We start from the raw sequence: 23,860 nt of genomic DNA, 5'->3' as shown, positions 1-23,860 counted from the left end.
CCGCATGGTATGAAGTTTAATGACCCGAAATTCACAAAGATAAGCCACCGGAATGTCTGGGGCGAATGGACCTTTATCTTCGAAGGATTCAAACTTTGTGGCCTAAAATTTCGGGAAACTTCAGATGAAGTAAAAACGACTCCGAGCAACGTGCAGGCTTGTGCCTATGCAAGCCCCGACATGGAAACGGAATTAAATAGCCGCGTTCGCAGCGCCTACCGCAAGGCCGTGAACGAACTTAATTTGTACCTCGCAGGCAAGATCTGCGAGTTTTCTATACCCATAAAAATCTACGGCACCGACTTTCAGAAAAAAGTTCTCGATGTCACACGCCAAATTCCTTATGGTAAAACTTGTACGTACAAACAAGTTGCCGAATCTGTCGGTCATCCGCAGGCCGTGCGTGCTGTCGGAAACGTACTACACAACAATCCGATTCAAGTCGTCATCCCCTGCCACCGCGTGATAGACAGTCGTGGTCGCCTGAGCGGTTATGCGCTTGGCGTCGGCCTAAAAAGAAGGCTCCTCTGCATGGAGGGAGCCATTCCGAATGAATTAATGTTGGAATAACAAAACAGGCGGTCCTAAAGACCGCCTAAAATATCTTTCGTCTAATTTATGCGCACTGCAGTGCACCGAGCATGTCGTAGACTTGAGCTTCGATACTCAAAAGTTCCATGTCGTAATTCGGGGCCCACTCAAGAATCGGCACGTTGTTGCTTTGGGCATATTCGCGGAAGAGGCTCTTGTCGCCAACGGAATGGCCCAACAGCACCGGGCAAGTATTGTTATGAACGTTCAAGCCTTCGATGAGCTTGTCAGATTTAAACCCATAGGATAAATTGAAAACGAAGTCGGCGTTGGCACAAGCCTCGTCGATGACATCTTTGTCGGATTCTGCATCACAGGCAAAGATTTCCCCAATTTCAATATTACCGATAGCGTTGAAAACACCATCCTTGATGTCCTTGAGCATGGACAGGAGCCCATGGCCAAGAATCGTATCGGATCCCCAGATTAAAACATTCATACACACACCTTCTTATTGCTTTTTGTGTAATGATTGTCACACGGCACTCATTACTTTTTTATTACGCGCCGCATATATAGTAAAATTTACTCTAATTTGGAATAAAAAGTTAAAAAAATCATACAAAAATTTGACTTTTATCACATTTCGTAAATAAATAAAGCCCTGATTTTATACTTAACTAGCGAGGCTTAATATACAAATGTATACAAAGCTTATCGTTGTGAGAATAAAAGCGTCGGCCACAACCTTAAAAGGCGAGTGCCGCGACCATACTTGTATGGTCATAGTCGAGCCGTAAGGTTGGCGCTTGCGCCAGGATGGGTTTAAGTTTTTCCGAGCTGGGGCCCCGCCCGCATGACGTACTTTTTGGTTCTTGAAAAGAATAATTACTATATTTACGCCGGATTTTAACCAAAAACCCGCAAATGCGGGGCAAATAAAAAAGGAATAAACAATGTCCGAAAATCTCTCTGTACTGACCAAGGCCCGTCAGGCCTATCAGCCGAAGCTCCCGGTCTCCCTCAAGAACGGTGCCCTGAGCGTGAAGATTAACAAGGGTGCAGCTACGGAATCCGTTAGCGACCAGGCCAAGATCAAGGAACTCTTCCCGAACACTTACGGCCTTCCGGTTGTTCAGTTCGAAGCTGCCGAAGCCAAGGCTGGCAAGGCTCTCCGCATGGGCGTGGTTCTCTCTGGTGGCCAGGCTCCGGGTGGACATAACGTTATCGCCGGTATCTACGACGGCATCAAGTCCGTTTCCAAGGATTCCGTCCTTTTCGGTTTCCTCGGCGGCCCCTCCGGTCTCGAAAACGGCAAGTACATTGAAATTGACGACGCCAAGATGGACGCCTACCGCAACGCCGGTGGCTTCGACATGATCCAGTCTGGCCGTACCAAGCTCGAAACTGAAGAACAATTCAACAAGTGCATCGCTGTTGCTAACAAGCTCGACCTCGACGCTATCGTTATCATCGGTGGTGACGACTCCAACACGAACGCTGCTGTTCTCGGTGAATACTTCCAGTCCAAGGGCGTTAAGACTTGCGTTTGCGGTTGCCCGAAGACCATCGACGGTGACTTGAAGAACGAATTCATCGAAACCTCCTTCGGTTTCGACACCGCTGTGAAGACCTACTCTGAACTCATCGGCAACATCATGCGCGATGCTAACTCCGCTCAGAAGTACTGGCACTTCATCAAGCTCATGGGCCGCTCTGCTTCCCATATCGCTCTCGAAGCCGCTCTCCAGACCCACCCGAACATCTGCCTTATCTCTGAAGAAGTCAAGGCAAAGCAGATGAAGCTCAAGGACGTGATCAAGCAGGTTGCTGACGTTGTTTACGCTCGTGCAGCTCAGGGCAAGAACTTCGGTGTCGCCCTCATTCCAGAAGGCCTCCTCGAATTCATCCCGGACGTTGGCGTCCTTATCTCTGAACTTTCTGAAGCCCTCGCCCACCACGAAGCCGAAGTCGAAGGTCTCGACACGGCTGCTAAGGTCGAAAAGCTCTGCGCATGGGTCAGCGCTGAATCCGCTGAAGTCCTCAAGAGCCTCCCGGCTGGCATCCAGGCTCAGCTCATGCTCGAACGCGACAGCCATGGCAACGTTCAGGTTTCCCTCATCGAAACTGAAAAGCTCATCATCGAAATGGTCAAGAAGGAACTCAAGAACCGTGGTGACTTCAAGGGCAAGTTCTCTGCTCTCAACCACTTCTTCGGTTACGAAGGCCGTTGCGCAGCTCCGTCCAACTTCGACGCTGACTACTGCTACAGCCTCGGCTTTGCAGCCTCTGTTCTCGCCCTCAATGGCATGAACGGCTACATGAGCTCTGTCCGCAACGTCACCAAGGGTATCGAAAACTGGGTCGCTGGCGGCCTTCCGATCACCATGATGATGAACATCGAACGCCGTCACGGTGCCGACAAGCCGGTTATCCGCAAGGCTCTCGTTGAACTCGAAGGCCCGATGAGCGCTCCGTTCAAGTACTTCGCCGCTCGCCGCGACGAATGGGCTAAGACTGAATCCTACACCTATCCGGGTCCGATCCAGTACTGGGGTCCGAGCGAAGTTTGCGACATCACGAACTTCACGATCAAGCTCGAACGCGGTGCAATGTAATCTTTGATTGCATAAAGCAAAAAAGAGAAGCTCAACAGAGCTTCTCTTTTTTTTGTTTCAAGAAGGAGATGCCCGCTCGGTGGCGGGCATGACAAGCGTGAAAGGCGGGCATGACAAGTTAACAAAAATGGCGGGCAAAGCCCGTCACATTTATTTTCTAGTAACTACTAACTAATAACTAGTAACTGCGCCTCCGGCGCTACCCCTTATTCGCTTCGCTTGTGCTTAGCAAATAAGCGTCGATGAACGGCTTGATCTTTCCGTCGAGCACGCCTGCCGTGTCAGACGTTTCAACGCCTGTGCGGAGGTCCTTCACAAGTTGGTACGGCTGCAACACGTAGCTGCGGATCTGGCTCCCCCATTCGACCTTCTTCTTCTCGGCCATGCGGGCATCGCGCTTCGCTTCTTCTTCCAAGCGGTAGTGTTCTGCAACCATGGTCTTGAGCATTTTGTAGCAGGTTTCGCGGTTTTGGATCTGGCTGCGTTCCGTCTGGCAGCTCGCCATGATGCCTGTCGGCAAGTGGGTCATACGCACTGCGGAATCCGTCTTGTTGATGTACTGACCACCAGCACCACTACTGCGGTACGTGTCCACACGCACTTCGGACATGTCGAGATCGAATTCCACATCTTCGTGTTCGGGGTACAGATAAACGGCAGTAAAGCTCGTATGACGGCGGGCGTTGGCATCGAACGGGCTGATGCGCACCAGGCGATGTACGCCGATTTCCGAACGGAGTAAGCCGTAAGCGTTTTCACAAGTAACTTCAATCGTTGCACTCTTGAGGCCCGCGTCTTCTGCCTCCTGGAAATCCACGACCTTGAAGTCCATCTTTTCGCGTTCAAAGAAATGCGTGTACATGCGGAAAAGCATGAGCGCCCAGTCCTGGGATTCCGTGCCGCCTGCACCCGGATGGATAGACATGAGGCATGCGCAAGCATCGTCCGGGCCGTTCAGCATCTTCTTGAATTCCATCGCTTCGACTCTGGACTTGAGGTCCGCAATGTCGGATTCGAGCGTCGCCGTAAGGTCGGCAGATTCCTCGTCCTTGCTCATTTCGTAAAGCTCGGCAAGGTCGTCACATGTCTGGGAAACTTCTTTCCAGGAATCAATAAGTCCCTTGAGGTTCCCAATCTTTTTCATCATCGCCTGCGCCTTCTCCTGATCGTTCCACAGGTTCGGGTCGCCAGAATCCTTTTCAAGGACGTAAAGTTCTTCGGTCTTTGCTTCTAAGTCAAAGATACCCCCAGAGTTTATCGATGCGGCTGCGCAACTCGATAAGCCCGGTGTGAGTAGTGTTGAATGCCATATAAACCTCTAATATCAGCTAATTAAAAAGAAGTGTCATCCTGAGTGCAGAACCGTAGGTTCGAAATCGAAGGATCCCAAAAAAATCTCCGGATTCTTCGACTTCGCTACGCTTCGCTCAGAATGACACGTACAAACAATTCGTGCTATTACTTAGCAGCGCCGATGGCCTGAGGCGGCTGGTACTTCTTGTCGAGGTACTGAACCTTGTAGGTCTTGCCGAGGTCGTCGAGGTAAGCCTTGAGCTTAGCCTGGCGTTCCTGTTCGGCCTGCACACGGAGGATGTAGTCGATCTGGTGCTTGTAGCTTTCAAACTTGCCGTCGTTCTTTTCGGTAAGCATGAAGATAGAAACGCCATCCTTTTCCGTGATAACTTCAGAGATTTCGCCAACCTTGATCTTATCGACAGCCTTGGCAAAAGCAGCGCCTTTGGACTTTGCGACAAACTTGTTCATGATACCGCCAGTTTTCTTAGCTTCCTTGTCATCGCTATAGACGGCAGCAAGCTGAGCAAAGGTTGCCTTCTTGGAGCGAACCTGGGCTGCAAGACCCTTCAACATGTCCTTGGCATCGCTGATTTCCTGAGCGCTCTTCCCCTTGGTAGAGATAAAGATGCGGGCACCGCTAATCGTATCGTTGAGGACGACCTTGTTCTTGTTGAGCTGCCAGAAAGCTTCGAGATCCTTTTCGGTCGGTGCGGTCGGATACGGAACCTTCTTTTCGAGAATGACTTCGCTCTTGAGCTGGTCTTCAATCTTGGACTTGAACTGAGCCATCGTCGTGTTAGACTTCTTGAGTTCCTTCTGGAAAGCTTCTTCGCTCGGGAACTGCTTCTTGAAGAGAGCCGTGAGGCTATCAACCTTACCGGCAGAAACCTTGATACCCATCTTCTTAGCTTCGAGCTTGATGAGTTCCTGACCCACGAGGTTGTCAACAACGGCATAGCGAAGTTGAGTCATCATTTCATCGGTCAACTTCTGGCCCGGAGCCTGCTGTTGGCCAAGCATTGTTGCAAGGCTATCAATCTTGCCTGCAGAAATACCGGTCTTTTCGACACGGATGACATCGATGCTTTTCGTATTCATCAACTGAGCAGAAGCAATACCGGCAGTAACGAGCACGGCAGCAACACCACGAGAAATGAGTTTAAGAGACATTATTTATCCTTTTATAAAAAAATCAAGGGTTTTAAAAATCAAGGGTTAATATAGAAAACTTACAACGAACGAGCACACCACCATTGTGATTTTACGCAAACAAAACAATGTTCTTACAAAAAATTGAACATAAGGCTCGTTTTTGCTAAATTATTGCACATGAACAAGATTAAAGTATATACGTTGCAAGGCAAATGGACCGGGGATTTCGATTCCAATAACAAGTGGTACAAGGACGAAGCTGTCAAGCTCAAGGGCAAGGACATCGATTTGCTCGTCCTCCCCGAACTGTTCCACACTCCGTACTTTCCGTTCGAAGAAAACGCGGACTTTTTCGACTTGGCAATCGAAAAGGACCACCCGATTGTCGCCGAATGGCAAGCTATTGCAAAGGAACTGAACGCCGTTGTCGTGTTCCCGTTTTTTGAAAAGCGCGCCCGGGGCATTTACCACAACTCGGCATTCGTGTTCGAACGCGACGGAAGCATCGCAGGACTTTACCGCAAGAGCCACATTCCCGATGACCCCGCCTTCTACGAAAAGTATTACTTTATTCCAGGTGACACCGGTTTTGAACCCATCAAGACTAGCGCAGGGACGCTTGGCGTGCTCATTTGCTGGGACCAGTGGTTCCCCGAGGCGGCCCGCATCATGAGCCTGAAGGGTGCCGACGTGCTCATCTACCCGACCGCTATTGGCTGGATGGATTCTGAGCCGAAGGAAATCTACCCGCGTCAGCAAGACAGTTGGATGACGGTCATGCGCGGACATGCGATTGCAAACCGCACATTCGTAATTGCCGCTAACCGCTCGGGTGTCGAAGGACACCTCACGTTCTGGGGCACAAGCTTTGTCGCCGCACCGGACGGATACATTTTGCAAAAGTGCGATCCGGAATTCTTGGGTGCAAGCTATGTCGAACTCGACCTTGCCGAAACCGAAGAAAATCGCCGCTGGTGGCCGCATTTCCGCGACAGACGCGTGGACTTGTACAAGGACATCCTCAAGATTTGGGCAGAGTAGTTATTAGTCATTAGTTATTAGTCGTTAGTTGTTTTGCTATTAGTTTTTAAAAAGGTCGCATAGTTCGGCCCTTCGGCTAGCTCAGGGACCTTATCACCAACCTTAGCTGCGATTATAAGAACCAAGGACCATTGACTAATGACTATTGACCTAAGATTTGATATAAAGGAATTTAATTCATGACGAAAAATTCAATTCGTTATCCGGCGGAATGGGAAAAGCAGAGTGCCACGTGGCTTGCATTCCCGCACAACCAGACGAACTGGTATGGTGAACGCGGCATCAACATCCGCAAGTTCTATGTAGAACTTATTCGTAACATCACGGAATTCCAGCCGGTGAACTTGTTGCTCCCCACCAAGAACTTTTTGACCGACGAAGAAAAAGCGGCTCTCATAAACCGCCCGTTCCCGGTGAACTTTATCGTTATCAAGACGAACGACATCTGGATTCGCGACTACGGTCCGTTCTTTATGAAAAAAGGTGACAAAAAAGTTGTCACTGAAACGCAATTTAACGCTTGGGGCGCCAAGTTCCCGCCATGGGGACTCGACAATGCCATCCCGCAGAAGATTGCCGAAAAACAAAAACTCCCACTCAACGAAAGCGTCCCGTTCATCTTTGAAGGTGGCGCCATCGAAGTCAACGGCGACGGCCTCGCCATCACGACCGAAGATTGCCTCGTCGGCAAGAACCGCAATGACGAGCGAGACTTGAAGAAAGTCGTGAAGGCCCTCTGCAAGGCTTTCGGCCTCAAGGAATTACTCGTACTCCCGCACGGACTCCACGGAGACCACACAGATGGTCACATCGATAACGTAGCTCGCTTTGTCGCTAAAGACAGAGTCGTCATGTGCATGACGGACAGCAAGCGCTCCCCCAACTACGCGATTTTGACCGAAGCCAAGCAGTTCATCGAAAGCTGGCTCAAGGAACATTACGAAACCGCCAAGGTCGATACGCTCCCGCTCCCGCCGCAGCGCGTGCTCGATGACGGACAAATTCTCCCGGCATCGTACATGAACTACATCTACGTAAACGGTGGCCTCATCTTCCCGAAATACAAGTGCCCCAACGATGCCAAGGCTAAGAAATATTTCGAAAGCGTGTACCCGGATCGCAAGGTGATTGGCATTGATTGCCGCACCGTGATTGAAGAAGGTGGCAGCCTCCACTGCATGAGCAAGCACGAAAATGAATAAAAGCACCTTCGGTGCAGTTGGCTGAACTTAGTCGGCAGAACTTAGAAATGCTTAAAGATAATAGAGAGTGTTCTAAGTTCTAAGTTCTAAGAGCGAAGCGAGCTAAGTTCTACAATCCTATTTGCACTTCTTAGCTTTTGCGATTGCTTCTTTCGCTAGTTTATCTACAAGTTCATTCCACTTGACGCCAGTATGGGCGGCGACCTTTTCGAACTGCACTCGATGCAGATAAGGTTTTGCAGCCGCCACATACATTTTGGCAATATTGCTCTTGGCCTGCCATTCGCCCTTAGCCCAACGCGCAATGCCCTCGTAGTCATGGCAAATAACGCCATTCATGTGGTGAGCATCAAGCCAACGCATCGCCTGGAAAGAGGCCATCACTTCCCCATCAATATTGCGGCTCTCCGCATCGAAAGCCGTAATTCCTGAGCCACGAGCAAGTTCCTTGTCGTCTTCAGTTACAACAAAAGCCCAGCCAGCAGGGCCAAATCCCGGCGAAAACGAACCATCGACAAAAACACGAATCCCATCGGGCGCAGGAGCCTCCATTCCGTCGAGCCAAGCCTGAGCCTCATCGCGCGAACCGAAGGACTTGAACAAAACACCTTTAACACCATGCGTGAGCTTTAGGCACTCATCCCATGTGGTTACAATTCTCTTTTCATTTTCGCTTTTTACGGCATAGAACTTCTGTTTAGGCATGGCGCAAATTTAAAAAAAACTCTTTTACTTTTTATAAAAAATTAAGAAAAATGCGGGAGGGGCCCCAGCTCGGAGTTGCGAAGGCCGCACGGGCCCCTCCCTGCACCCTCCCCATCCTTGGCCGACGCTTTCTATAAAGCAATCTATAAGCTTTTAGATCATATTGTATTTCATTTTAACAAGTGTTTTTTTAATATATTTTGGCAGTAATTAGAATTAGGAGACCTTTTGTTTTCTTCACGGTACTTTGCCGACGGCAAAAAATATTTTGCTTTGCGCTTCCTTTGCAAGCCATTATTGTATCGTTGGTTTGCATATAAAGCACAGATTACAAAGGAATCCAAGACGTTTTCGTTCCCCGAGTGCTTGCAAAATGGCGAAAAAACCGTGATTTTCATGCCCGAGGACAAGGACGCAACCCAAATCATCCTGAGCGAGCTCCCTGAAGAACGTCTTAAAACAATCTTGTTTGTCGCTCATAGCGATCTTGAAATTCTCTTTTCAAAGAAAAGGGCTCAAGTTACATATTACACAGACGAAGGCTGCCGTTATGGCGAAACCTTGTTCGACAGAATCGAATATCAGATAAAAACATTCGCTCCAACCGCCTGCGTCTATCCTGGCCCGTATAAACCACAATTTTTATACCTCGCCCTCATTAGCGGTGCCGCATGCCGTGTCGGTTTTGACTGCGCCAAGGAATACCCGTTCTTAAACGTGTGCCTCCACCAGCTCAAGACGATATCGCCTGCAAGGATGATGGCCCGCTACTTTACAAAGGGGGGAAAGGGCTAGCCATGCAAAAGATGTTTTCGACAATCATCACCGAAAATGGCGGCTATGCAGACCTGCACATGCACACCAAGCTCTCCGATGGAACGCTTTCGGTCGATGAATTGCTCATGCTCTGCAAGCGCAAAGGGCTTCGCTGTATTTCCATAACAGATCACGACAACCTCGATAGCTACAAGCTCGCCGAAGAACCCGCCAAGGAAATCGGTCTTGAAATCATCCCGGGGATTGAAATTTCTGCGGTCTGGCAAGGCAAGGACATCCACATTCTAGGGTACTTCTGCGACCCGACGAACCTCGCCCTGAACATGGAACTCGAAGATTTCGCCAAGCAGCGCATCGCACGCGTAAAGGCAATCATCAAAAAGCTGAATGCGCTCGGCATCGGCATCACGTTCGAAAAGGTGCATTCGTATTGCAAGGGAAAAATCATCGGTCGCCCGCACATCGCGATGTCGCTTGTCGATGAAGAATACATCTCGAACTTCTCCGAAGCATTCACGAAGTACCTCGGTGACGGTTGCATCGCCTTTGTCGAAAAGAAAGGCCTCAACCCGCAAGAAACCATCCGACTGATTGAAAATGCAGGCGGCATTGCAGTACTCGCCCACCCGTACAAGTCGGGGCTTAGCGACCAGTTTATCGAAAATATGGTGGAATGGGGCATCCAGGGCATGGAAGTCTACAGTCCGGCGCAAAAAGGCGCCGTTGGCCGCAAGTATAAAGAGATGGCTCAACGTTTCGGACTCGTTGGCACAGGTGGTTCCGACTTCCACACTGAAAACGGGACCTACCCCCCAGGTTGCATGAAAATGCCCTATACCGTTGTCCAAGCACTCCGAGAAAGGCGCGAAAAGTCTCGTGCAGAATGGTTCTAATGAATCGTGGAATTCTTCTTTTAGCGTTTTTGAGCACGCTTGTTTCAAGCGTTTATGCCGATATCATCCACGCCAAGCCGAGCAAGCGACCCGCTCCGCAAGACTCTGTTTTTGAAACACCGAACTCCCCCGACCCCGCTCCGCGAGAAACGGACGCAGGTCGTTGGGTCATTCCACTGCGCGAAGTCATGCAGCGCACTTACGATGTTTCGGGTCAAAAATCCGAATGGGTGCTTGGCACATCCATCCTCGGCAATCCGGAACTCCCCGCCAGGTCTCTTGGCATCGGGAGTCTCAGCAAGCGTTACCCGAGCAAGCTTGCTGGCATTTACACCACGCGTTTAAGCTATGACGGCTCAACGCTCGCTCTCAACGGTGAAAACGGAATTCTCTTTGAAGAACGCCACGGCATCCCGGTCGATACCCCGATTACAGATGTGAACTGGGAACGCGGCGCATTTGAAGGCAACGCTTTGCGACTGGAATTCCGCCGCCTCATTACAGACTCAGTAACGCTAGACCTCGGTGTGGCAAGCCATTCCGACATGCTTTCAAAGCCGTACGAATACCAGCCTGTGACGCATTCGCCCTTCTTTGCTCTTGGCCGCGACTCCACGCAAATCCCGTTTGGCGGTCGCAACATCGCCATGAACAGCATGCACCTCCAGCCTATTGTCACCTGGCGTTTCGGATACGGCAAGGCTTTTGTTAAGATAAACTATTTAAGTCTCGACAATGCCGACAATACAACGCACGAAGTATTGCTAGACACGCTAGACCCGACTGTTCGAAATTTCCAGACCGACCCATTTAGGATTATCATCGAGACCCGCACGTATGGCGGAGGTGTTGAATTTTACCCAACAAAGGACTTGACTTTTGGCACAGAAATCCATTACGGCAACCACGAAATAGAACTGCGTAAACTCCCGAGAATTCGAAAAGGTTCGGATACGACGTACAACGAAAATGGCCTTCGCAGCATCAACGCTAGCTATTACGATACGACAAAAGTCCGCAACTACGAGACGATTCTCGGAAACTTTGATGTTCGCTACAACTCTTTTCTGAACCCCAAGCTCCATTTTGAATATGAATTTGTAAACACCGAAGAATCGGGCGACGACAAGAAAAAAGAAACGTATTATCAGGACCGCGAAATCGGCTACGCTGAAGTTTCCGACACGCTGTTCGGTAAAGCCTTGTTCCGCGTACAGGCTGGCATGCAGCGCAACAGTTCGCTCCTTAACGATGTCAAATTTGCCCCCGCATTTTCACTTGATGGAACGTACTTGCTCCCATATCATTTGATGGCAAGTGCCTCGTACCGCCACGATAACAAGTTCCCAGATGTGAATCAAATTAAGTTTATTGAAACAGGCAGAGTATCGTTCCCGAACGAGAATCTCAAGCACGAAGTACGCGACCGCACGACTGCCAACCTCGTATGGCAAAAGCGCGATGTCTTTTACGGTCTTGGCCTGCGCTATGAACATGCCAACAACTTAATCAAACCCCATTGGGTGATTACCGGCAGCATCGATACAACAAGAACTTACGATGACATAAACGATGTAACGATAAATGAAGTTACCGATTCCCTACCAAACGCCTTCCGCTACGAAAATCTCGATCACGCCCATACGCTTGACTGGCTCATGCAAATAGGATTCCGCCTGGGGAACTGGAAATTCTACTTCGAACGTGGCGAAAAAATCACTCGCACCAAGCTCATTGACACGCCTTCGCTTTACTACAAAGGCAGTATCCATTGGCAAAATCGGTTTGTGAAAGATAGGCTCGGTGTGAGCGTTCGTGTGGACTTCCAGTGGTTCAACAACCGCTATGATTGCACAATTGACGAAAATGGCAAGCCCAAGCTTGTTCAGCTCAATAAGTACCTAGCGATGGATTTCGAAGCACGCATGCAGATTCTCACGTTTGAACTTTACAACCGCATCGAGAATTTCAACCACAGCATTTACGCCCCGAAATCAGGCTACACGCCTGAAGGATTGCGCTTTGCCTACGGCATTGTCTGGACTTTTGGAAACTAGAAGTAAACAGTGGTTAGTGGCTAGTGGTTAGAAACGAAAGAGAGCGGCAAAGCCGCTCTTTTTGTTATTCAAAGGAACGTAAGGATCTAAGAACTCGTCATCATCGCGAAGGTGAGGTTCCAACGCATTACACTGTCGTTACGCCAAGCAGCACAAGATAAGCGACATACAGGCTCAAAAACAATGCTCCGCCGATGCGACCAAAACCAAAGCGCTCATCCTTTTTGCGAGAAGAACGTTTCTTTTTGCTTTTCCAGAACGGTAAACATATCAAGAACAGCAAAAGAGTAAGTCCCGTCATAATCGGCACATCGCGCGCCATCACTTCTGGATCCATTGCCTTAATCGGAGCAATGACCGCAGCAAGGCCGACCACGACAAGTGTGTTAAAAACATTGGAGCCGATAATGTTCCCTACAGCAAGGTCATTTTCGCCTCGACGGGCGGCTGCAATTGAGCTTGCAAGTTCCGGAAGCGATGTACCAACGGCAACAATAGTAAGCCCAATGAGCAAATCACTCACACCAAGGGCACGAGCCATGTAAACAGCGCCCCACACAAGCATTCGAGAACTCACAATCAAAAGAGCAAGCCCGACCAGAAGCAAAGCCACGGCCTTGACGATTGAAACCTTTTCTGCCGGTTTGGAATCCAAGTCCTGTTCTGCCGCTGCGGATTTTTTCCGCTTGCGCTTTTCACGCAATTCCATTGCAATGTTGAACGCAGTCACCACGATAAACGCAAGCAAAAGCACAACGCCATCCCAAAGCGAGACATTTCCATCCATCAGCAAAACAATGGTAAGCACAGTCATCACCAAGAGAATCGGAATGTCCTGTTTTACCGCTTGTTTCTTAACGGCAACAGGCGTTATCACCGCCGTCACGCCAAGGATTAACGCAATGTTTGCAATATTTGAACCGTAAGCGTTCCCCAAAGCAAGCTGCGGAGCGTCGTTCATCGCCGATAAAATCGAAACGACCATTTCAGGCGCTGAGGTTCCAAAACCGACAATAATCATCCCGATAAGGAACGTGCTCATGCCTAAAAATTGGGCCACACCGACGGCTCCATCCACAAAACGGTCTGCACTCCAGACCAAAAGAACAAGGCCAACGACAATGGCCACAATTGCAAGAATCATATTATGTTAGAATGCGTAGAAGGTTGCACCAACGGAAATGGATTTCGAAGAGAGGTTGTTGATAGGCCAAGCTCCGTAATCGTCATACTGGTTGTTGATGCCCCAGCTAAAGCGTGCTTCAAAACCGACATAGCGGTTAGCGCGAATGCCAAAGCCAAAGACAATTGACCAGTCAATAACAGAACGGCAATCGTTATCCATCATGTCTTCCTTGATATTTACAGCCTTGTCCGATGCAACCCCCGAAGACTTGAGCTTGAAATCATCAGCAGTTGCAAAAGACGGCTGGACACCAACATCAAAGAAGAGGTTGGATTTTGCGCTCTTCAAAGAAAGAAGCAAAGGTACAGAAATCCGGTACTGGCTAAACGTTGCGCGGAATTCACCATAAGTTTCCTTATAAACATCGTTATAGCTGTTACTTACTTTGTCATGTTCAAACATCACACCCGTTTTGAAGGCCATGTTGTATTCATCCAAAGGGAACACGGCGAACGCGCCAACACTCCAGGCAAGGCCAGAATAACGGTCATATTCGTAACGCCCATTATCGCCAGAAAGGAATGCGCTACCGATAAATCCTTGAAGACCGAACGTAAACTTAAGCGGAATAAGTCCACGCATCTGGTCCATGTCAATCGTATCGGCACTCACTCGTTCGGATACATAAATGGTCTTTACCGAGCCACCGCGCGATTCAATTTCGGCAGGCGAATAGACAGGACGGTAAACAAACTTCTTTGTCGTCTGCTTGACGACTGGCTTTGCCGCATTTTCACCGCGAACGGCGGCAGGTTCAGCAAAAAGATTTTCGGGAGCAAGTTCTTGTTCGACAGCAGTAAACTTGTCTGGAGTAGATTCTTGAGATACAGCTTCTTGAACGGGTGCCGCTTCCGAAGCTACGGCTTCAGCAGGAGCAACGACCGGAGCAGCCGGAGTTGCAACCGGAGCAGGTTCAACAGGAGCGACCGTTGCAGCGGGAGCTGCATCTTGAGCCATCGCGGCAGAAACCGCAAGGGCGGCTAAAATTCCAGTACATTTCAGATTCATAATAATCCTCCAATAGTAATCATATAATATTATAGTATTTTTATAATCGAAAAACCATTGCAAATTACAAGCTCCGTGTTTATAAAATACTAGATTAGGCTATATGAAAACAAATATTGTATCTACAGCATCGGGTGAGGCAAACGCTTACGCCCTATTTTACGTCAAAAAATCAGTCCAGTTTTCCAATGTGCTTTCGGAAGAAGCCGAAAAGCAAGTAGAATCTGTTTTGAACGGCATGGAAGACGGTCCGTTTGAGGACCTCGAATTTTTGGAAATCGATAACCAGCCGACGATTTTTGTAAACGCCGCCAAGGAACGCGGACTTTCATCGCTTGACCACCTGCGCATGGCAGCATTCCGCCTCGCCAAGAAAGCAAGCAAGCGCCAAATTCCGGTTGTTTCCGTCATGCTTGCCGATGCCGCACCGGAACAGTTCAAGAGTATTTTGCTCGGGCTGCACTACGCGGACTACAAGTTCGACGCCTACAAGAGCAAACAGAAGGAAGCCTTCCAGGTCACGTTCGAACTCGTCGCCGGCGAACATACCGCGGAATTCAAGAAGATTGCAGAAGTCGCCGCCATTGAAAACAAGGCTATTGTGCTCGCCAAGAACTTGATCAACACAAGCTCTAGCGACCTCACTCCTGCTGAATTTGTTGAAAACGCAAATACCATTGCAAAGTACACTCCGGGTCTTTCGATCAAGGTGCGCAATATGAAGCAACTCAAAAAGGAAGGCTTCATGGGACACGTAACTGTCGGCAAGGGCAGCTCGCACGAACCGTACATGATTACGCTTAGCTACGATGGAAGCAAGAGCTCCAAGAAAGCAGCGAAAAATGCGCGCACTTCCGCCGACCACTTGGTATTTGTCGGTAAGGGCCTCACGTTTGATACGGGTGGTCTCTGCCTCAAGCCGCCTAAATCCATGCCCGAGATGATTAGCGATATGAGCGGTGCTGCAACAGTACTTGCCGCCATCCAGGCCATCGCCACGCTCGAGCTCCCGATTAAGGTGAGCGCCGTCTGCTGCCTCGCCGAAAATGCCATCGGCAACAAGTCTGTATTGCCGGGCGACATCTTTACCGCCAAGAACGGAAAGACAGTCATGGTCGACAACACCGACGCCGAAGGCCGCTTGGTGCTTTCGGACGGCCTTGCAGAAGCAGGCCTCATCGGAGCAACGCACATTGTCGACCTCGCGACGCTCACGGGAGCCATGGTTCGCGCTCTCGGTTACGCTGTTGCCGGGTTCTTCAGCAATGACGATGACCTCGCCTTGAAGGTCATCAACTGCGGTGAAGCTTGCTGCGAAAAGTTCTGGAGCATGCCGCTCGAAGAAGAATACGCCGACGCTTTGAAGGATCATTTTGCAGACCTCAAGAACACAGGCAGCGACGCTGGTGCCATTGCCGCCGCTCTCTTCTTGCAGGAATTTGTCCCTGAAAACACGGCCTGGACGCACTGGGATATCGCAGGTACGGCATTTGTAAGCAAGTCCTGGAAGTACACCGATTTCGGTGCCACCGGATTCGGCGTGCAAACGCTCATTGAACTAGCAAGACGCATGTCCGGCGTAGTTTGCGAAGAAGCCGCAAACAAAGATACAGATGGCGAATATGTCGCTGTAGATGCATAAGCGGATTTTAAATAATTAGCTTATCAAATCCTCAAAGTGAGTATTAAAAAACCTTCAGATTTCTGAAGGTTTTTCTATCTTTTAGATGTATGAAAAACGTTGATACTATTGCCGTTTTGGACTTTGGTGGGCAGTATGCTCACTTGATTGCCAACCGTGTACGCCGTCTTGGCGTGTTTACCGAAATCCACTCCCCCGCCGCCCCGGTTTCTGAACTCGAAGGCGTGAAGGGCATCATTTACAGTGGCGGTCCGTCTAGCGTTTATGCGGCTGACGCTCCGGAATACAATCCTGAAATTTTGAACCTCCCGGTGCCGAAGCTCGGCATCTGCTACGGTCACCAGCTCATCGCCCAGCAGTTGGGCGGTCACGTGGAACCGGGCAAGGTCAAGGAATACGGCATTGCAGACCTCATTGTCGGCGACGAAAAGTGCCCGCTTTTGAAGGGCCTCCCGAAGGCATCCCCGATGTGGATGAGCCACGGAGACCAGGTGACAAAGCTCCCCGAAGGCTACAAGATTGTAGCAAGCACCAAGGACTGCGAAATCGCCGCTGTCGCATTCGATAGCGATAAGCCTGAACGCCAGATTTTCGGCATCCAGTTCCACCCCGAAGTCACGCACAGTAAGTTCGGCATGAAGCTTCTCGAAAACTTCGTCGACTTTACGGGCGCCAAAAAGACTTGGAACATGAAGAGCTACTTGCCGCTCATCACGCAGCGCATCAAGGACCAGGTCAAGGACCGCAAGGTGTTCTTGCTCGTGTCTGGCGGTGTGGACTCCACCGTGGCATTCGTGCTCTTGAACCGCGTGCTCGGACCGGAAAAGGTTCTCGGCCTGCACGTGGACAACGGCATGATGCGCCTCGGCGAATCCCAGAAGATTATGGACTTCCTCACGAAGGAAGGTATGAACAACCTCAAGATTCGCGACGCTAGCGATCACTTCCTCGCAAAGCTCAAGGGCGTAACCGCTCCGGAAACCAAGCGCGGCATCATCGGTAAGGAATTCTTAACGGTCAAGGACGAGGAAATGGCAAAGCTCAACCTCGATCCGAACGAATGGATGATGGCTCAGGGCACCATCTACCCCGACACCATCGAAAGCGGCGGCACCAAGAACGCAGACAAGATCAAGACGCACCACAACCGCGTGCAAGAAGTTTTGGACCTCATGGAAAAGGGTCTCGTCTTGGAACCGCTCGCCGACTTGTACAAGGACGAAGTCCGCGCACTCGGCGAAGAACTCGGCATTCCGCACAACCTCGTGTGGCGTCACCCGTTCCCGGGTCCGGGTCTCGGCGTTCGTTTGCTCTGCAGCGAAGGCAAGCTCACAAGCGACATGGTAAAGTTCGAAGACGTGAAGGACACCGCAGGTCAGTCCCTCGCCGACTACCTGAAGGCGAACAAAATTGCTGGCCGCCTGCTCCCCATCAAGAGCGTGGGCGTGCAGGGCGACGGTCGCACCTACGCACAGCCGTTCCTCATCACCACTCCGGGCTTAAGCTGGAAGGAATGCGAAAAGTTCTCTACTGAACTTGCCAACCGCTTCAAGGCCATCAACCGCGTGATTTACCAGATTGGTAGCGTTGCTGATGAAGATCCGAAGCTTGTCGAACAGTACGCCACCCGCGAAAACTTCGATACGCTCCGCAAGTTCGACAACATCTGCACCGAATTTTTGCAGGCAAACGACTTGTACGAAAAGATTTGGCAGATGCCGGTTGTGCTCGTTCCGCTCCGCACGGCTAACAAGCCCTGCATCGTGATGCGCCCAGTGAACTCCACCGAAGCCATGACCGCAAACTTCGCCGAAATCGACCAGGGAATGCTCGCCGGTCTCTGGCGCAAGTTCGAAGCCGAAGGCGCAGGCTCGCTGTGGTACGATGTGACGCACAAGCCGCCCGGAACCATTGAGTGGGAGTAAGCCGAGTGCTGCGAAAACATGCTCGCATGTTTTCATAGCCGAGGCGCGCGAACACGCGCTTGAACAAAGTGAAAGCGCCGTGGGAGTAGCGCGGAGCCGAGTGTCGCAAAAATAAGCTTGCTCATTTTTATGACCGAGGCGAACAAGCAGACGCTGAAGCCGTAGGCGTAAGCGTCAGTAAGGCAAGAGTCGCGACAAATTTTAAATCCGAATGAGACAAACTCATTCGGATTTTTTCAATTTAAAACAAGTTTAATTTATGAGAACTTAATTCTCGGATCGACAAGCGTATAAAGTATATCGCTAAAGAGACGGCCCACCATCGCCATAAGGCTACTGAGGAAGATAATTCCCATCACCACGTTGTAATCGCGGTTGACCATCGAATTGTAATACAAGAGACCCATACCATCGATATCAAAGACCTTCTCGATGAGGAGCGCGCCTGCAAACATGAGTGTGCAAATTTCAGAAAGGCGGGTTGCAATTGGGATCAGCGCATTGCGGAGTGCATGACGCACAAGAGCCTGCTTAAAGCTCAACCCCTTTGCCAATGCCGTTCGCATGTAATCGCGGCCCAGTTCCTCAAGTGCAGAATTCTTCATGAGGAACGTGAGGAACGCAAATTCGCTAATCATGTAACAGAAAATCGGGAGCGCCAAATGTTGCGCCAAATCAAACACTTTCCCGAAGAACGTGAAATCCTCAAAGTCATCGCTCGTGAGCCCACCGAGCGGGAAAATGTCCAAGTACGAACCACCCGCCAAAAAGATGATGAGCAAAATGCCAAGCGCATAACCCGGCATCACGTAACCCGAGAAAATAAGACCACTCGTAAAAGAATCAAGCTTGCTTCCGTGATGCACCGCCTTCCAGAGCCCAAGCGGAATACAGATAAGGTAGCTCAAGAAGAACGACGTCACACCAAAGAACAATGATATCGGGAATCGGCTTACAATCACGTCCCAGACCGGGAGCCCGTACGTATAACTTTCCCCAAGATTCAAATGCAAAACGTTCCAAAGCCATGTGAGGTAACGTTTCCACGCAGGCTGGTCAAAACCAAAGTACGCCTGGATTTGCGCAATCTGGTCCGGCGAGAGCGCCTTGGAAGCATCTACGCCACCCTTCATCGAAGCCGCCTGTTGCGCACGAGAAATCAGCTCTTCCACAGGGCCACCCGGCAAGAGCTGAATCAAGATAAAGCACACCAATGAAATCCCAATTAATGTCGGGATCATTAGCAACAAACGACGAAGGATATAAGAACGCATTTATCTCATTTTTCCAGAACGCAAGACGTCCATCATGTTGAACGGCTTTGCAGTACCGGCGGCAATCTGGTCAGCGAGGAAGTTCACGGCATCGACTGTGCCTTCGGCGTAAATCTTGCGGCCGCAAACATTGTGCTGGAATTCAAAGTGAACCGTACCGTCAGCGCTATCGAGGCAGTAGGTGTGGAATGCGTGACCGCCGAGGTATTCTTCGGGCACATGCATGCGTTCCATCTGTTCCTTTTCGTTACGAACCTTTTCGATATCGTCAACAGAAAAGTCAAAGCCCATCTTCTGGAAGTCTCCAACAACAGCCTTGGCGGTACCGCTAGTGTCAGCCTTGGTCTTCTGGTGGCTTTCGACAACGGAGAGCTTGTAGCCTTCGAATGCAGTCGGGAATTCCTTAACCAAGAATTCGATCATCATCTGGAAGGCGACAATCTGCTTAGCCATGTTCGGAGCGATGACACTCGGATGATTTGCATCGGCAACGAGCTTTGTGAGAGCTTCGCGGTCACCGCCAGTCGTGCCCATCACAAACGGAATCTTGTGCTTCACATAGAAGGCGGCGTTATCGTTCACTGCCGTCGGATGCGTGTAGTCAATGCAAATCATGTTCGGATACTTGGCAAGCACTTCGCCAATGCGTGCTTCGCGGTTGGAGGGCTTCAAGAGCTGGATAATCTTGCCTGCAACTTCGGCTTCGTTTTCGACGATAATTTCACCCGTCAAAGAATACGGGACAAGTTCCAAACCGCGAGCAACACAAGTTTCGGCCACGATGCGGCCCATGTTACCCGGAATACCATTAACCATCACTTGAACGGACATAAAATCTCCTATTGTTTTTCCGTTTGACAAGATAGAAAAAAAGGGCGGGCTTTAGACCCGTCCTGTAAATTCAAGCCGAAAAGATTCGCTTATCTGCCACGAGAGTCAATCTTATACTTAGCAGTATTCTTGGCACCGTGCTTCTTCAAAGCCTTGATGAGGCGAGTATAACCTTCGTTCGTAGCCCAGTCGAGCACTGAGTAACCCTGACCGCACTTGGCGTTCACATCGACACCCTTGTTGATGAGGAACATCATAGCGTCGTAGTTACCAGACTTGACAGCCCAATGAATCGGCAAATAGCCATCCGGGCTGCGGTTTTCGAGCGGAGCGCCAGCGTTAGCGAGCACTTCGAGCATATCGGCCTTGCCCGTCTTAGCGGCGATAAGCACTGCGGTAGCGAGGTTCTGCGGTTCAACGCCTTCTTTCTTGAGCTGTTCCAAGAGGCGGACGACCACTTCCTTGTTACCCATATTGACAGCGTTATCGATAACCGGTTCACCATTGCCGTTGTTGACATTGGCCTTAGCACCATGATCGAACAAGTAGTTAAGCACCATCAAGTTGCCCTTGTTGGCTGCGATGGCGACTGCGTTATTGCCGTTATCTGCCGGCTGGTCAATTTCGAAAGAAGCCTGGAGGAACAAAGTCATCTTGGCGGTATCGCTATTAACCGCGTAAGAGACGAACTGGTTCGGCGTAAAGCCAATCTGCTTCTTCGTCAAATATCTGCGAACAGACTGCGGATCATTCGGGTCCATGGTTTCTTCACAACCGGTCAAAGAAAAAATAAGACCAGCAGCACAGAGAGCCAAGATTTTCTTCTTCATATTTTACTCCAGTGATTTTTTTTGAATTTTTCAAGTTAAAACTACACTATTTTTTTCAATTTATTCCAAAAAAAACACGATTTTACACATTTTTTTTCAAAAATAACAAGCTACTTCTTTTTTTTCTTTGTCGTCTTGATTTTTAGCTTCTCGTTAATCTTGATTTTCGTGTCTTTCAGTCCGTTCCACTTCACAATATCTTCAATGGTGACACCGTACTGTCGCGAGATATCCCAAAGCCCCTCGCCCTTCTTGACTACGTGAGTAATCTCTTCAACCTTAGGAGCGCTCGGCGCAGGTGCTGCAGAGCCCGGAATCTTAAGCTTTTGGCCAACCTTGATATTCGAAGAATTGCCCATATCGTTCATTTCACGGATGGCGGCCACCGTAGTCGAATACTTCTTCGAGATGCTGTACAAGTTATCCCCCGCTTCGACCGTATAAAGTATCGTCGTGCTGACCGGAGCTTTTTTCGAAGACTTAGAATTCGAGGACTTCGAATCAGACGACTTATCGGCCGTCTTTTTAGAAGACTTTCTAGAAGTCTTGGAATCCGAAGATTCTACAGCCTTAGCAGGTTCGACAGGGTATTCTTCGTCTGTAGCCTTGGACATCTTGCGCGGTGGACGCACATAAACAGGAATGGCAAGAGAATCGCCAATGGTCAAACGCTTGGTAAAGCCTTGGTTTGCCTGCAACAGGAGGAACACCGGAACCTTATACTTCTTTGCAATTTGGGCGTAGGTATCCCCCGCCTTGACCACATATTTTTCGCCTTTTTTCAGAGCGACACGCTGCTGCACAAAACTTGTAGGCTTCAAATCGGGCTTGGAAACATAAATCGTATCGCCTTTTTTGACATTATAACCAGTTTCAATGTTGTTCCATACGCGCAACGATTCCTGAGAAACACCAAAACGCCTTGAAATAGACCCCAGATTATCCCCTAGCTGGACCACGTAAGTACGGACCTTTGTCGGCTTTTTACCCGTAGACCTGCGCGGCGCGACTTTCACCGGAATAAGGAGCGTACGGCCCGGCTTGAGCTTGGTCTTTTTCATGTCGTTGGCACGCTGAATTTCAGCAACGCGAACGCCATACTGCTGGGCAATCGTCCCTACAGATTCACCTTTGCGCACCTTGTGCTGTTTCCAGCTTGTGAAGCCGTTCTTTTCCATGCGGTCATAGTTCTGCACAAATGCAGCACGTGTCCCATACGGCAAGCGAAGCAAGTAGGCATCACGGTTTGGCGGCGTACACCACATCGTAAGTTCCATGTTCAACGTGCGGAGTGTATCTTCCGGGACCTTGAGGAACTTCGCAATTTCATCGAGCGAGAATGAATCATAGACAGTCACAGTATCGTACACAGGCAACTGGCGCTTGGTGATAGTCACATCGTAATGGTTCGGGTAATGCCCAATGACCATAGCGGCAAGAATTCGCGGCACATAGTGCATCGTCTCTTGCGGGAGCTGCAAGTCCCAGTAAGTAACCGGACGGTTTCCCCATGTAGAATCGGCCTTCTTTTCACGGATTAAACGACGAATGCGCCCTTCACCGCAGTTGTAGGCGGCCATCGACAAAAGCCAGTCCCCAAATTCAGAATACAGGGCAGAAAGGTAACTCAAGGCCGCATCAGTCGCAAGTTCCGGGTTGCGGCGCATATCGACCCAAAAATCCACATCGAGGCCATAGCGGATACCCGTTTCTGGAATAAACTGCCACATACCCGCGGCCTTTGCACGGCTATAGGCCTTTACATTAAAGCCGGATTCCACCAAAGCGAGGTAAATAAGGTCTCGCGGCATGCGCTTTTGGGCGAGCTTGGCGTAAATCAGGGAGTCATAAGCCGTCTTACGGGAAAGCGACCTTGTAATAAAGCCTCGGGCGGAATTGGTCATGTAGTAGATTTCTTGCATGACGCGCTCGTTAAAGCGAATCGGGAGCGAGAAACGCCCGGCATCTACGGTATCCAGAAAATTTTCGATTACACGGATTGAAGCGCTATCGGCTGCATTTTCGTCGTAAGCGTCTACGCCTTCAATAGAAAGACTGTCGGCAGAAGTGGAATCATTGTCATCCTGTTCCGAGAGGTTCGGGTACACATCTTCCAAAGCCTGCACAATGCGCACCGGCATCTGCATTTTGTAAATGGAATCTTCAGAACGCGAAAGACGGCTCTTTGTCGAGTCGTACTTTTCGGTTACAAGCAAGCGGAGCGATTCCTCGAGATAATGCTTGGAAACAGCCCATTCATTGTTATCAATAGCCTGCAAGCCATACTGATAGTAGACCCAAGACGGCCTTGTAGAATCACCGACGATTTCTTTTCCTGGATTTGGAGCAGATACACCAATGGAAACCTTCTCCGCCTGGAGAGGTTTCCCCTGAGATGACGCGGCAAGTTTCGCCTGCTTCGGAGCGCAGGCGACCAATACTAAAAAAGCAAGAGCGATGCCGAGTCGAAGAACTTTATTTGACCATATCACTGGTCGAAATCCATATCCTCGCCGTAGTCAGACCAAATGGGGTTACGGCCAAAGGATGGCTTGTCAAAATCGACTTCTTCGTCAACTTCTTCTTCCTGCGGTTCTTCTTCTTCCTTGATTAAATCATCTTCTTCGCCCAAGTAGGTCGGATCGGGGGTATCATCGAACGCATCACTCTTAGGACGACGACCACAATAGTAAGCCTTGTTCATATAAGCTTTCCTCCAGTTTATTGCATCAATCTGTTCATACCATAAAGAATAACCCCGCACATCGCAAGTGCAGCAACAATCTGCAGAATGATAATCACCCTGTTCACCTTGTACGCGGTTTGCGACTTTCTATGCCATGACGGCAATTTGTTTGCGGAGTTCTTGTTTCTCACTTCGGAAGTGAAATA

General features: G+C 49.8%; 20 protein-coding genes. 9 read left to right on the top strand and 11 right to left on the bottom strand.

All coding sequences use genetic code 11. From position 1 onward, the window contains the following. Positions 1-9 precede the first annotated feature (9 nt). Positions 10-570 carry a methylated-DNA--[protein]-cysteine S-methyltransferase gene (locus tag B3A20_RS04520; RefSeq protein WP_290762372.1) on the top strand — a complete coding sequence of 187 codons (561 nt, stop codon included), beginning with the start codon at positions 10-12 and terminating at the stop codon, positions 568-570. Positions 571-616: 46 nt separating this feature from the next. Here the strand turns inward: B3A20_RS04520 and B3A20_RS04515 are convergent, their stop codons facing one another. Continuing rightward, positions 617-1,030 carry a hypothetical protein gene (locus tag B3A20_RS04515; protein WP_290762369.1) on the bottom strand — a complete coding sequence of 138 codons (414 nt, stop codon included), beginning with the start codon at positions 1,028-1,030 and terminating at the stop codon, positions 617-619. A gap of 457 nt (positions 1,031-1,487) precedes the next feature. On the opposite strand from B3A20_RS04515, the gene B3A20_RS04510 reads away from it, so the two are divergent. After that, complete coding sequence (locus B3A20_RS04510) at positions 1,488-3,149, top strand: diphosphate--fructose-6-phosphate 1-phosphotransferase (protein WP_088629652.1); 1,662 nt, start codon at positions 1,488-1,490, stop codon at positions 3,147-3,149. Positions 3,150-3,348: 199 nt separating this feature from the next. On the opposite strand, the gene prfB is transcribed toward B3A20_RS04510, so the two are convergent. Next, a protein-coding gene (prfB, locus tag B3A20_RS04505; RefSeq protein ID WP_103143256.1) for a peptide chain release factor 2 occupies positions 3,349-4,459 on the bottom strand; the annotation gives its coding sequence in 2 pieces (ribosomal slippage) (positions 3,349-4,386 and positions 4,388-4,459; 1,110 coding nt in all). Between the two features lie 148 nt (positions 4,460-4,607). Next, positions 4,608-5,615 (bottom strand): peptidylprolyl isomerase, encoded by a 1,008-nt coding sequence (locus B3A20_RS04500; protein WP_290762361.1) that lies wholly within the window; start codon positions 5,613-5,615, stop codon positions 4,608-4,610. 159 nt (positions 5,616-5,774) lie between these two features. Here B3A20_RS04500 and B3A20_RS04495 point away from each other — a divergent pair, with 159 nt between their 5' ends. Beyond that, a complete protein-coding gene (locus tag B3A20_RS04495; protein WP_290762359.1) occupies positions 5,775-6,638 on the top strand; it encodes a carbon-nitrogen hydrolase in 864 nt (287 codons plus the stop codon). A gap of 179 nt (positions 6,639-6,817) precedes the next feature. Continuing rightward, positions 6,818-7,840, top strand: a complete 1,023-nt coding sequence (locus B3A20_RS04490; protein ID WP_290762357.1) for an agmatine deiminase family protein — start codon at positions 6,818-6,820, stop codon at positions 7,838-7,840. Positions 7,841-7,957: 117 nt separating this feature from the next. Here B3A20_RS04490 and B3A20_RS04485 read toward each other — a convergent pair whose 3' ends face one another. Next, complete coding sequence (locus tag B3A20_RS04485; RefSeq protein WP_290762354.1) at positions 7,958-8,545, bottom strand: ribonuclease H family protein; 588 nt, start codon at positions 8,543-8,545, stop codon at positions 7,958-7,960. 228 nt (positions 8,546-8,773) lie between these two features. Here B3A20_RS04485 and B3A20_RS04480 point away from each other — a divergent pair, with 228 nt between their 5' ends. The 3 genes from B3A20_RS04480 to B3A20_RS04470 are packed head-to-tail and all read left to right on the top strand — an operon-like array spanning position 8,774 to position 12,272. Continuing rightward, positions 8,774-9,340, top strand: a complete 567-nt coding sequence (locus tag B3A20_RS04480) for a hypothetical protein (protein ID WP_290762352.1) — start codon at positions 8,774-8,776, stop codon at positions 9,338-9,340. A 2-nt stretch (positions 9,341-9,342) separates the two neighbouring features. After that, a complete protein-coding gene (locus tag B3A20_RS04475) occupies positions 9,343-10,215 on the top strand; it encodes a PHP domain-containing protein (protein WP_088629647.1) in 873 nt (290 codons plus the stop codon). Beyond that, positions 10,215-12,272, top strand: a complete 2,058-nt coding sequence (locus B3A20_RS04470; protein ID WP_290762346.1) for a hypothetical protein — start codon at positions 10,215-10,217, stop codon at positions 12,270-12,272. Before B3A20_RS04475 ends, B3A20_RS04470 begins: the two co-directional genes overlap by 1 nt. Before the next feature lie 127 nt (positions 12,273-12,399). Here B3A20_RS04470 and B3A20_RS04465 read toward each other — a convergent pair whose 3' ends face one another. Both B3A20_RS04465 and B3A20_RS04460 read right to left on the bottom strand, forming a co-directional pair. Next, a complete protein-coding gene (locus B3A20_RS04465; protein WP_290762345.1) occupies positions 12,400-13,416 on the bottom strand; it encodes a calcium/sodium antiporter in 1,017 nt (338 codons plus the stop codon). Between the two features lie 6 nt (positions 13,417-13,422). Next, a complete protein-coding gene (locus B3A20_RS04460) occupies positions 13,423-14,466 on the bottom strand; it encodes a porin family protein (protein WP_290762343.1) in 1,044 nt (347 codons plus the stop codon). A 103-nt stretch (positions 14,467-14,569) separates the two neighbouring features. Here B3A20_RS04460 and B3A20_RS04455 point away from each other — a divergent pair, with 103 nt between their 5' ends. Further along, complete coding sequence (locus tag B3A20_RS04455) at positions 14,570-16,108, top strand: leucyl aminopeptidase family protein (protein ID WP_290762341.1); 1,539 nt, start codon at positions 14,570-14,572, stop codon at positions 16,106-16,108. An 89-nt stretch (positions 16,109-16,197) separates the two neighbouring features. Next, positions 16,198-18,033 (top strand): glutamine-hydrolyzing GMP synthase, encoded by a 1,836-nt coding sequence (gene guaA / locus B3A20_RS04450; RefSeq protein WP_290762339.1) that lies wholly within the window; start codon positions 16,198-16,200, stop codon positions 18,031-18,033. Positions 18,034-18,290: 257 nt separating this feature from the next. Here the strand turns inward: guaA and B3A20_RS04445 are convergent, their stop codons facing one another. From B3A20_RS04445 to B3A20_RS04425, 5 genes are all read right to left on the bottom strand, one after another. After that, positions 18,291-19,307, bottom strand: a complete 1,017-nt coding sequence (locus tag B3A20_RS04445) for an ABC transporter permease subunit (RefSeq protein ID WP_014545089.1) — start codon at positions 19,305-19,307, stop codon at positions 18,291-18,293. Next, positions 19,308-20,138, bottom strand: coding sequence for a dihydrodipicolinate reductase (gene dapB, locus B3A20_RS04440; RefSeq protein WP_290762338.1), 831 nt, complete (start codon positions 20,136-20,138; stop codon positions 19,308-19,310). A gap of 89 nt (positions 20,139-20,227) precedes the next feature. Beyond that, a complete protein-coding gene (locus B3A20_RS04435; RefSeq protein WP_290762337.1) occupies positions 20,228-20,968 on the bottom strand; it encodes an ankyrin repeat domain-containing protein in 741 nt (246 codons plus the stop codon). A gap of 110 nt (positions 20,969-21,078) precedes the next feature. Then, on the bottom strand, positions 21,079-23,460 hold the full coding sequence (locus B3A20_RS04430) for a LysM peptidoglycan-binding domain-containing protein (protein ID WP_290762336.1): 2,382 nt from the start codon (positions 23,458-23,460) through the stop codon (positions 21,079-21,081). Then, entirely contained in the window at positions 23,457-23,672 is a 216-nt protein-coding gene (locus B3A20_RS04425) for a hypothetical protein (RefSeq protein ID WP_015732474.1), read from the bottom strand. Before B3A20_RS04425 ends, B3A20_RS04430 begins: the two co-directional genes overlap by 4 nt. Positions 23,673-23,860: the final 188 nt, after the last annotated feature.

This window comes from Fibrobacter sp. UBA4297, from assembly GCF_002394865.1.
Taxonomy (GTDB): Bacteria; Fibrobacterota; Fibrobacteria; order Fibrobacterales; family Fibrobacteraceae; genus Fibrobacter.
Note: the sequence above shows the minus strand (reverse complement) of the source record. Positions and strands in the feature narration are given on the sequence as shown.

Bases quoted from the DNA above. Each gene is read 5' to 3' on its own strand.
- B3A20_RS04520 (WP_290762372.1), top strand. From the start codon at position 10: ATGAAGTTTAATGACCCGAAATTCACAAAGATAAGCCACCGGAATGTC.
- B3A20_RS04515 (WP_290762369.1), bottom strand. From the start codon at position 1,030: ATGAATGTTTTAATCTGGGGATCCGATACGATTCTTGGCCATGGGCTC.
- B3A20_RS04510 (WP_088629652.1), top strand. From the start codon at position 1,488: ATGTCCGAAAATCTCTCTGTACTGACCAAGGCCCGTCAGGCCTATCAG.
- B3A20_RS04500 (WP_290762361.1), bottom strand. From the start codon at position 5,615: ATGTCTCTTAAACTCATTTCTCGTGGTGTTGCTGCCGTGCTCGTTACT.
- B3A20_RS04495 (WP_290762359.1), top strand. From the start codon at position 5,775: ATGAACAAGATTAAAGTATATACGTTGCAAGGCAAATGGACCGGGGAT.
- B3A20_RS04490 (WP_290762357.1), top strand. From the start codon at position 6,818: ATGACGAAAAATTCAATTCGTTATCCGGCGGAATGGGAAAAGCAGAGT.
- B3A20_RS04485 (WP_290762354.1), bottom strand. From the start codon at position 8,545: ATGCCTAAACAGAAGTTCTATGCCGTAAAAAGCGAAAATGAAAAGAGA.
- B3A20_RS04475 (WP_088629647.1), top strand. From the start codon at position 9,343: ATGCAAAAGATGTTTTCGACAATCATCACCGAAAATGGCGGCTATGCA.
- B3A20_RS04470 (WP_290762346.1), top strand. From the start codon at position 10,215: ATGAATCGTGGAATTCTTCTTTTAGCGTTTTTGAGCACGCTTGTTTCA.
- B3A20_RS04465 (WP_290762345.1), bottom strand. From the start codon at position 13,416: ATGATTCTTGCAATTGTGGCCATTGTCGTTGGCCTTGTTCTTTTGGTC.
- B3A20_RS04460 (WP_290762343.1), bottom strand. From the start codon at position 14,466: ATGAATCTGAAATGTACTGGAATTTTAGCCGCCCTTGCGGTTTCTGCC.
- B3A20_RS04455 (WP_290762341.1), top strand. From the start codon at position 14,570: ATGAAAACAAATATTGTATCTACAGCATCGGGTGAGGCAAACGCTTAC.
- guaA (WP_290762339.1), top strand. From the start codon at position 16,198: ATGAAAAACGTTGATACTATTGCCGTTTTGGACTTTGGTGGGCAGTAT.
- B3A20_RS04445 (WP_014545089.1), bottom strand. From the start codon at position 19,307: ATGCGTTCTTATATCCTTCGTCGTTTGTTGCTAATGATCCCGACATTA.
- dapB (WP_290762338.1), bottom strand. From the start codon at position 20,138: ATGTCCGTTCAAGTGATGGTTAATGGTATTCCGGGTAACATGGGCCGC.
- B3A20_RS04435 (WP_290762337.1), bottom strand. From the start codon at position 20,968: ATGAAGAAGAAAATCTTGGCTCTCTGTGCTGCTGGTCTTATTTTTTCT.
- B3A20_RS04425 (WP_015732474.1), bottom strand. From the start codon at position 23,672: ATGAACAAGGCTTACTATTGTGGTCGTCGTCCTAAGAGTGATGCGTTC.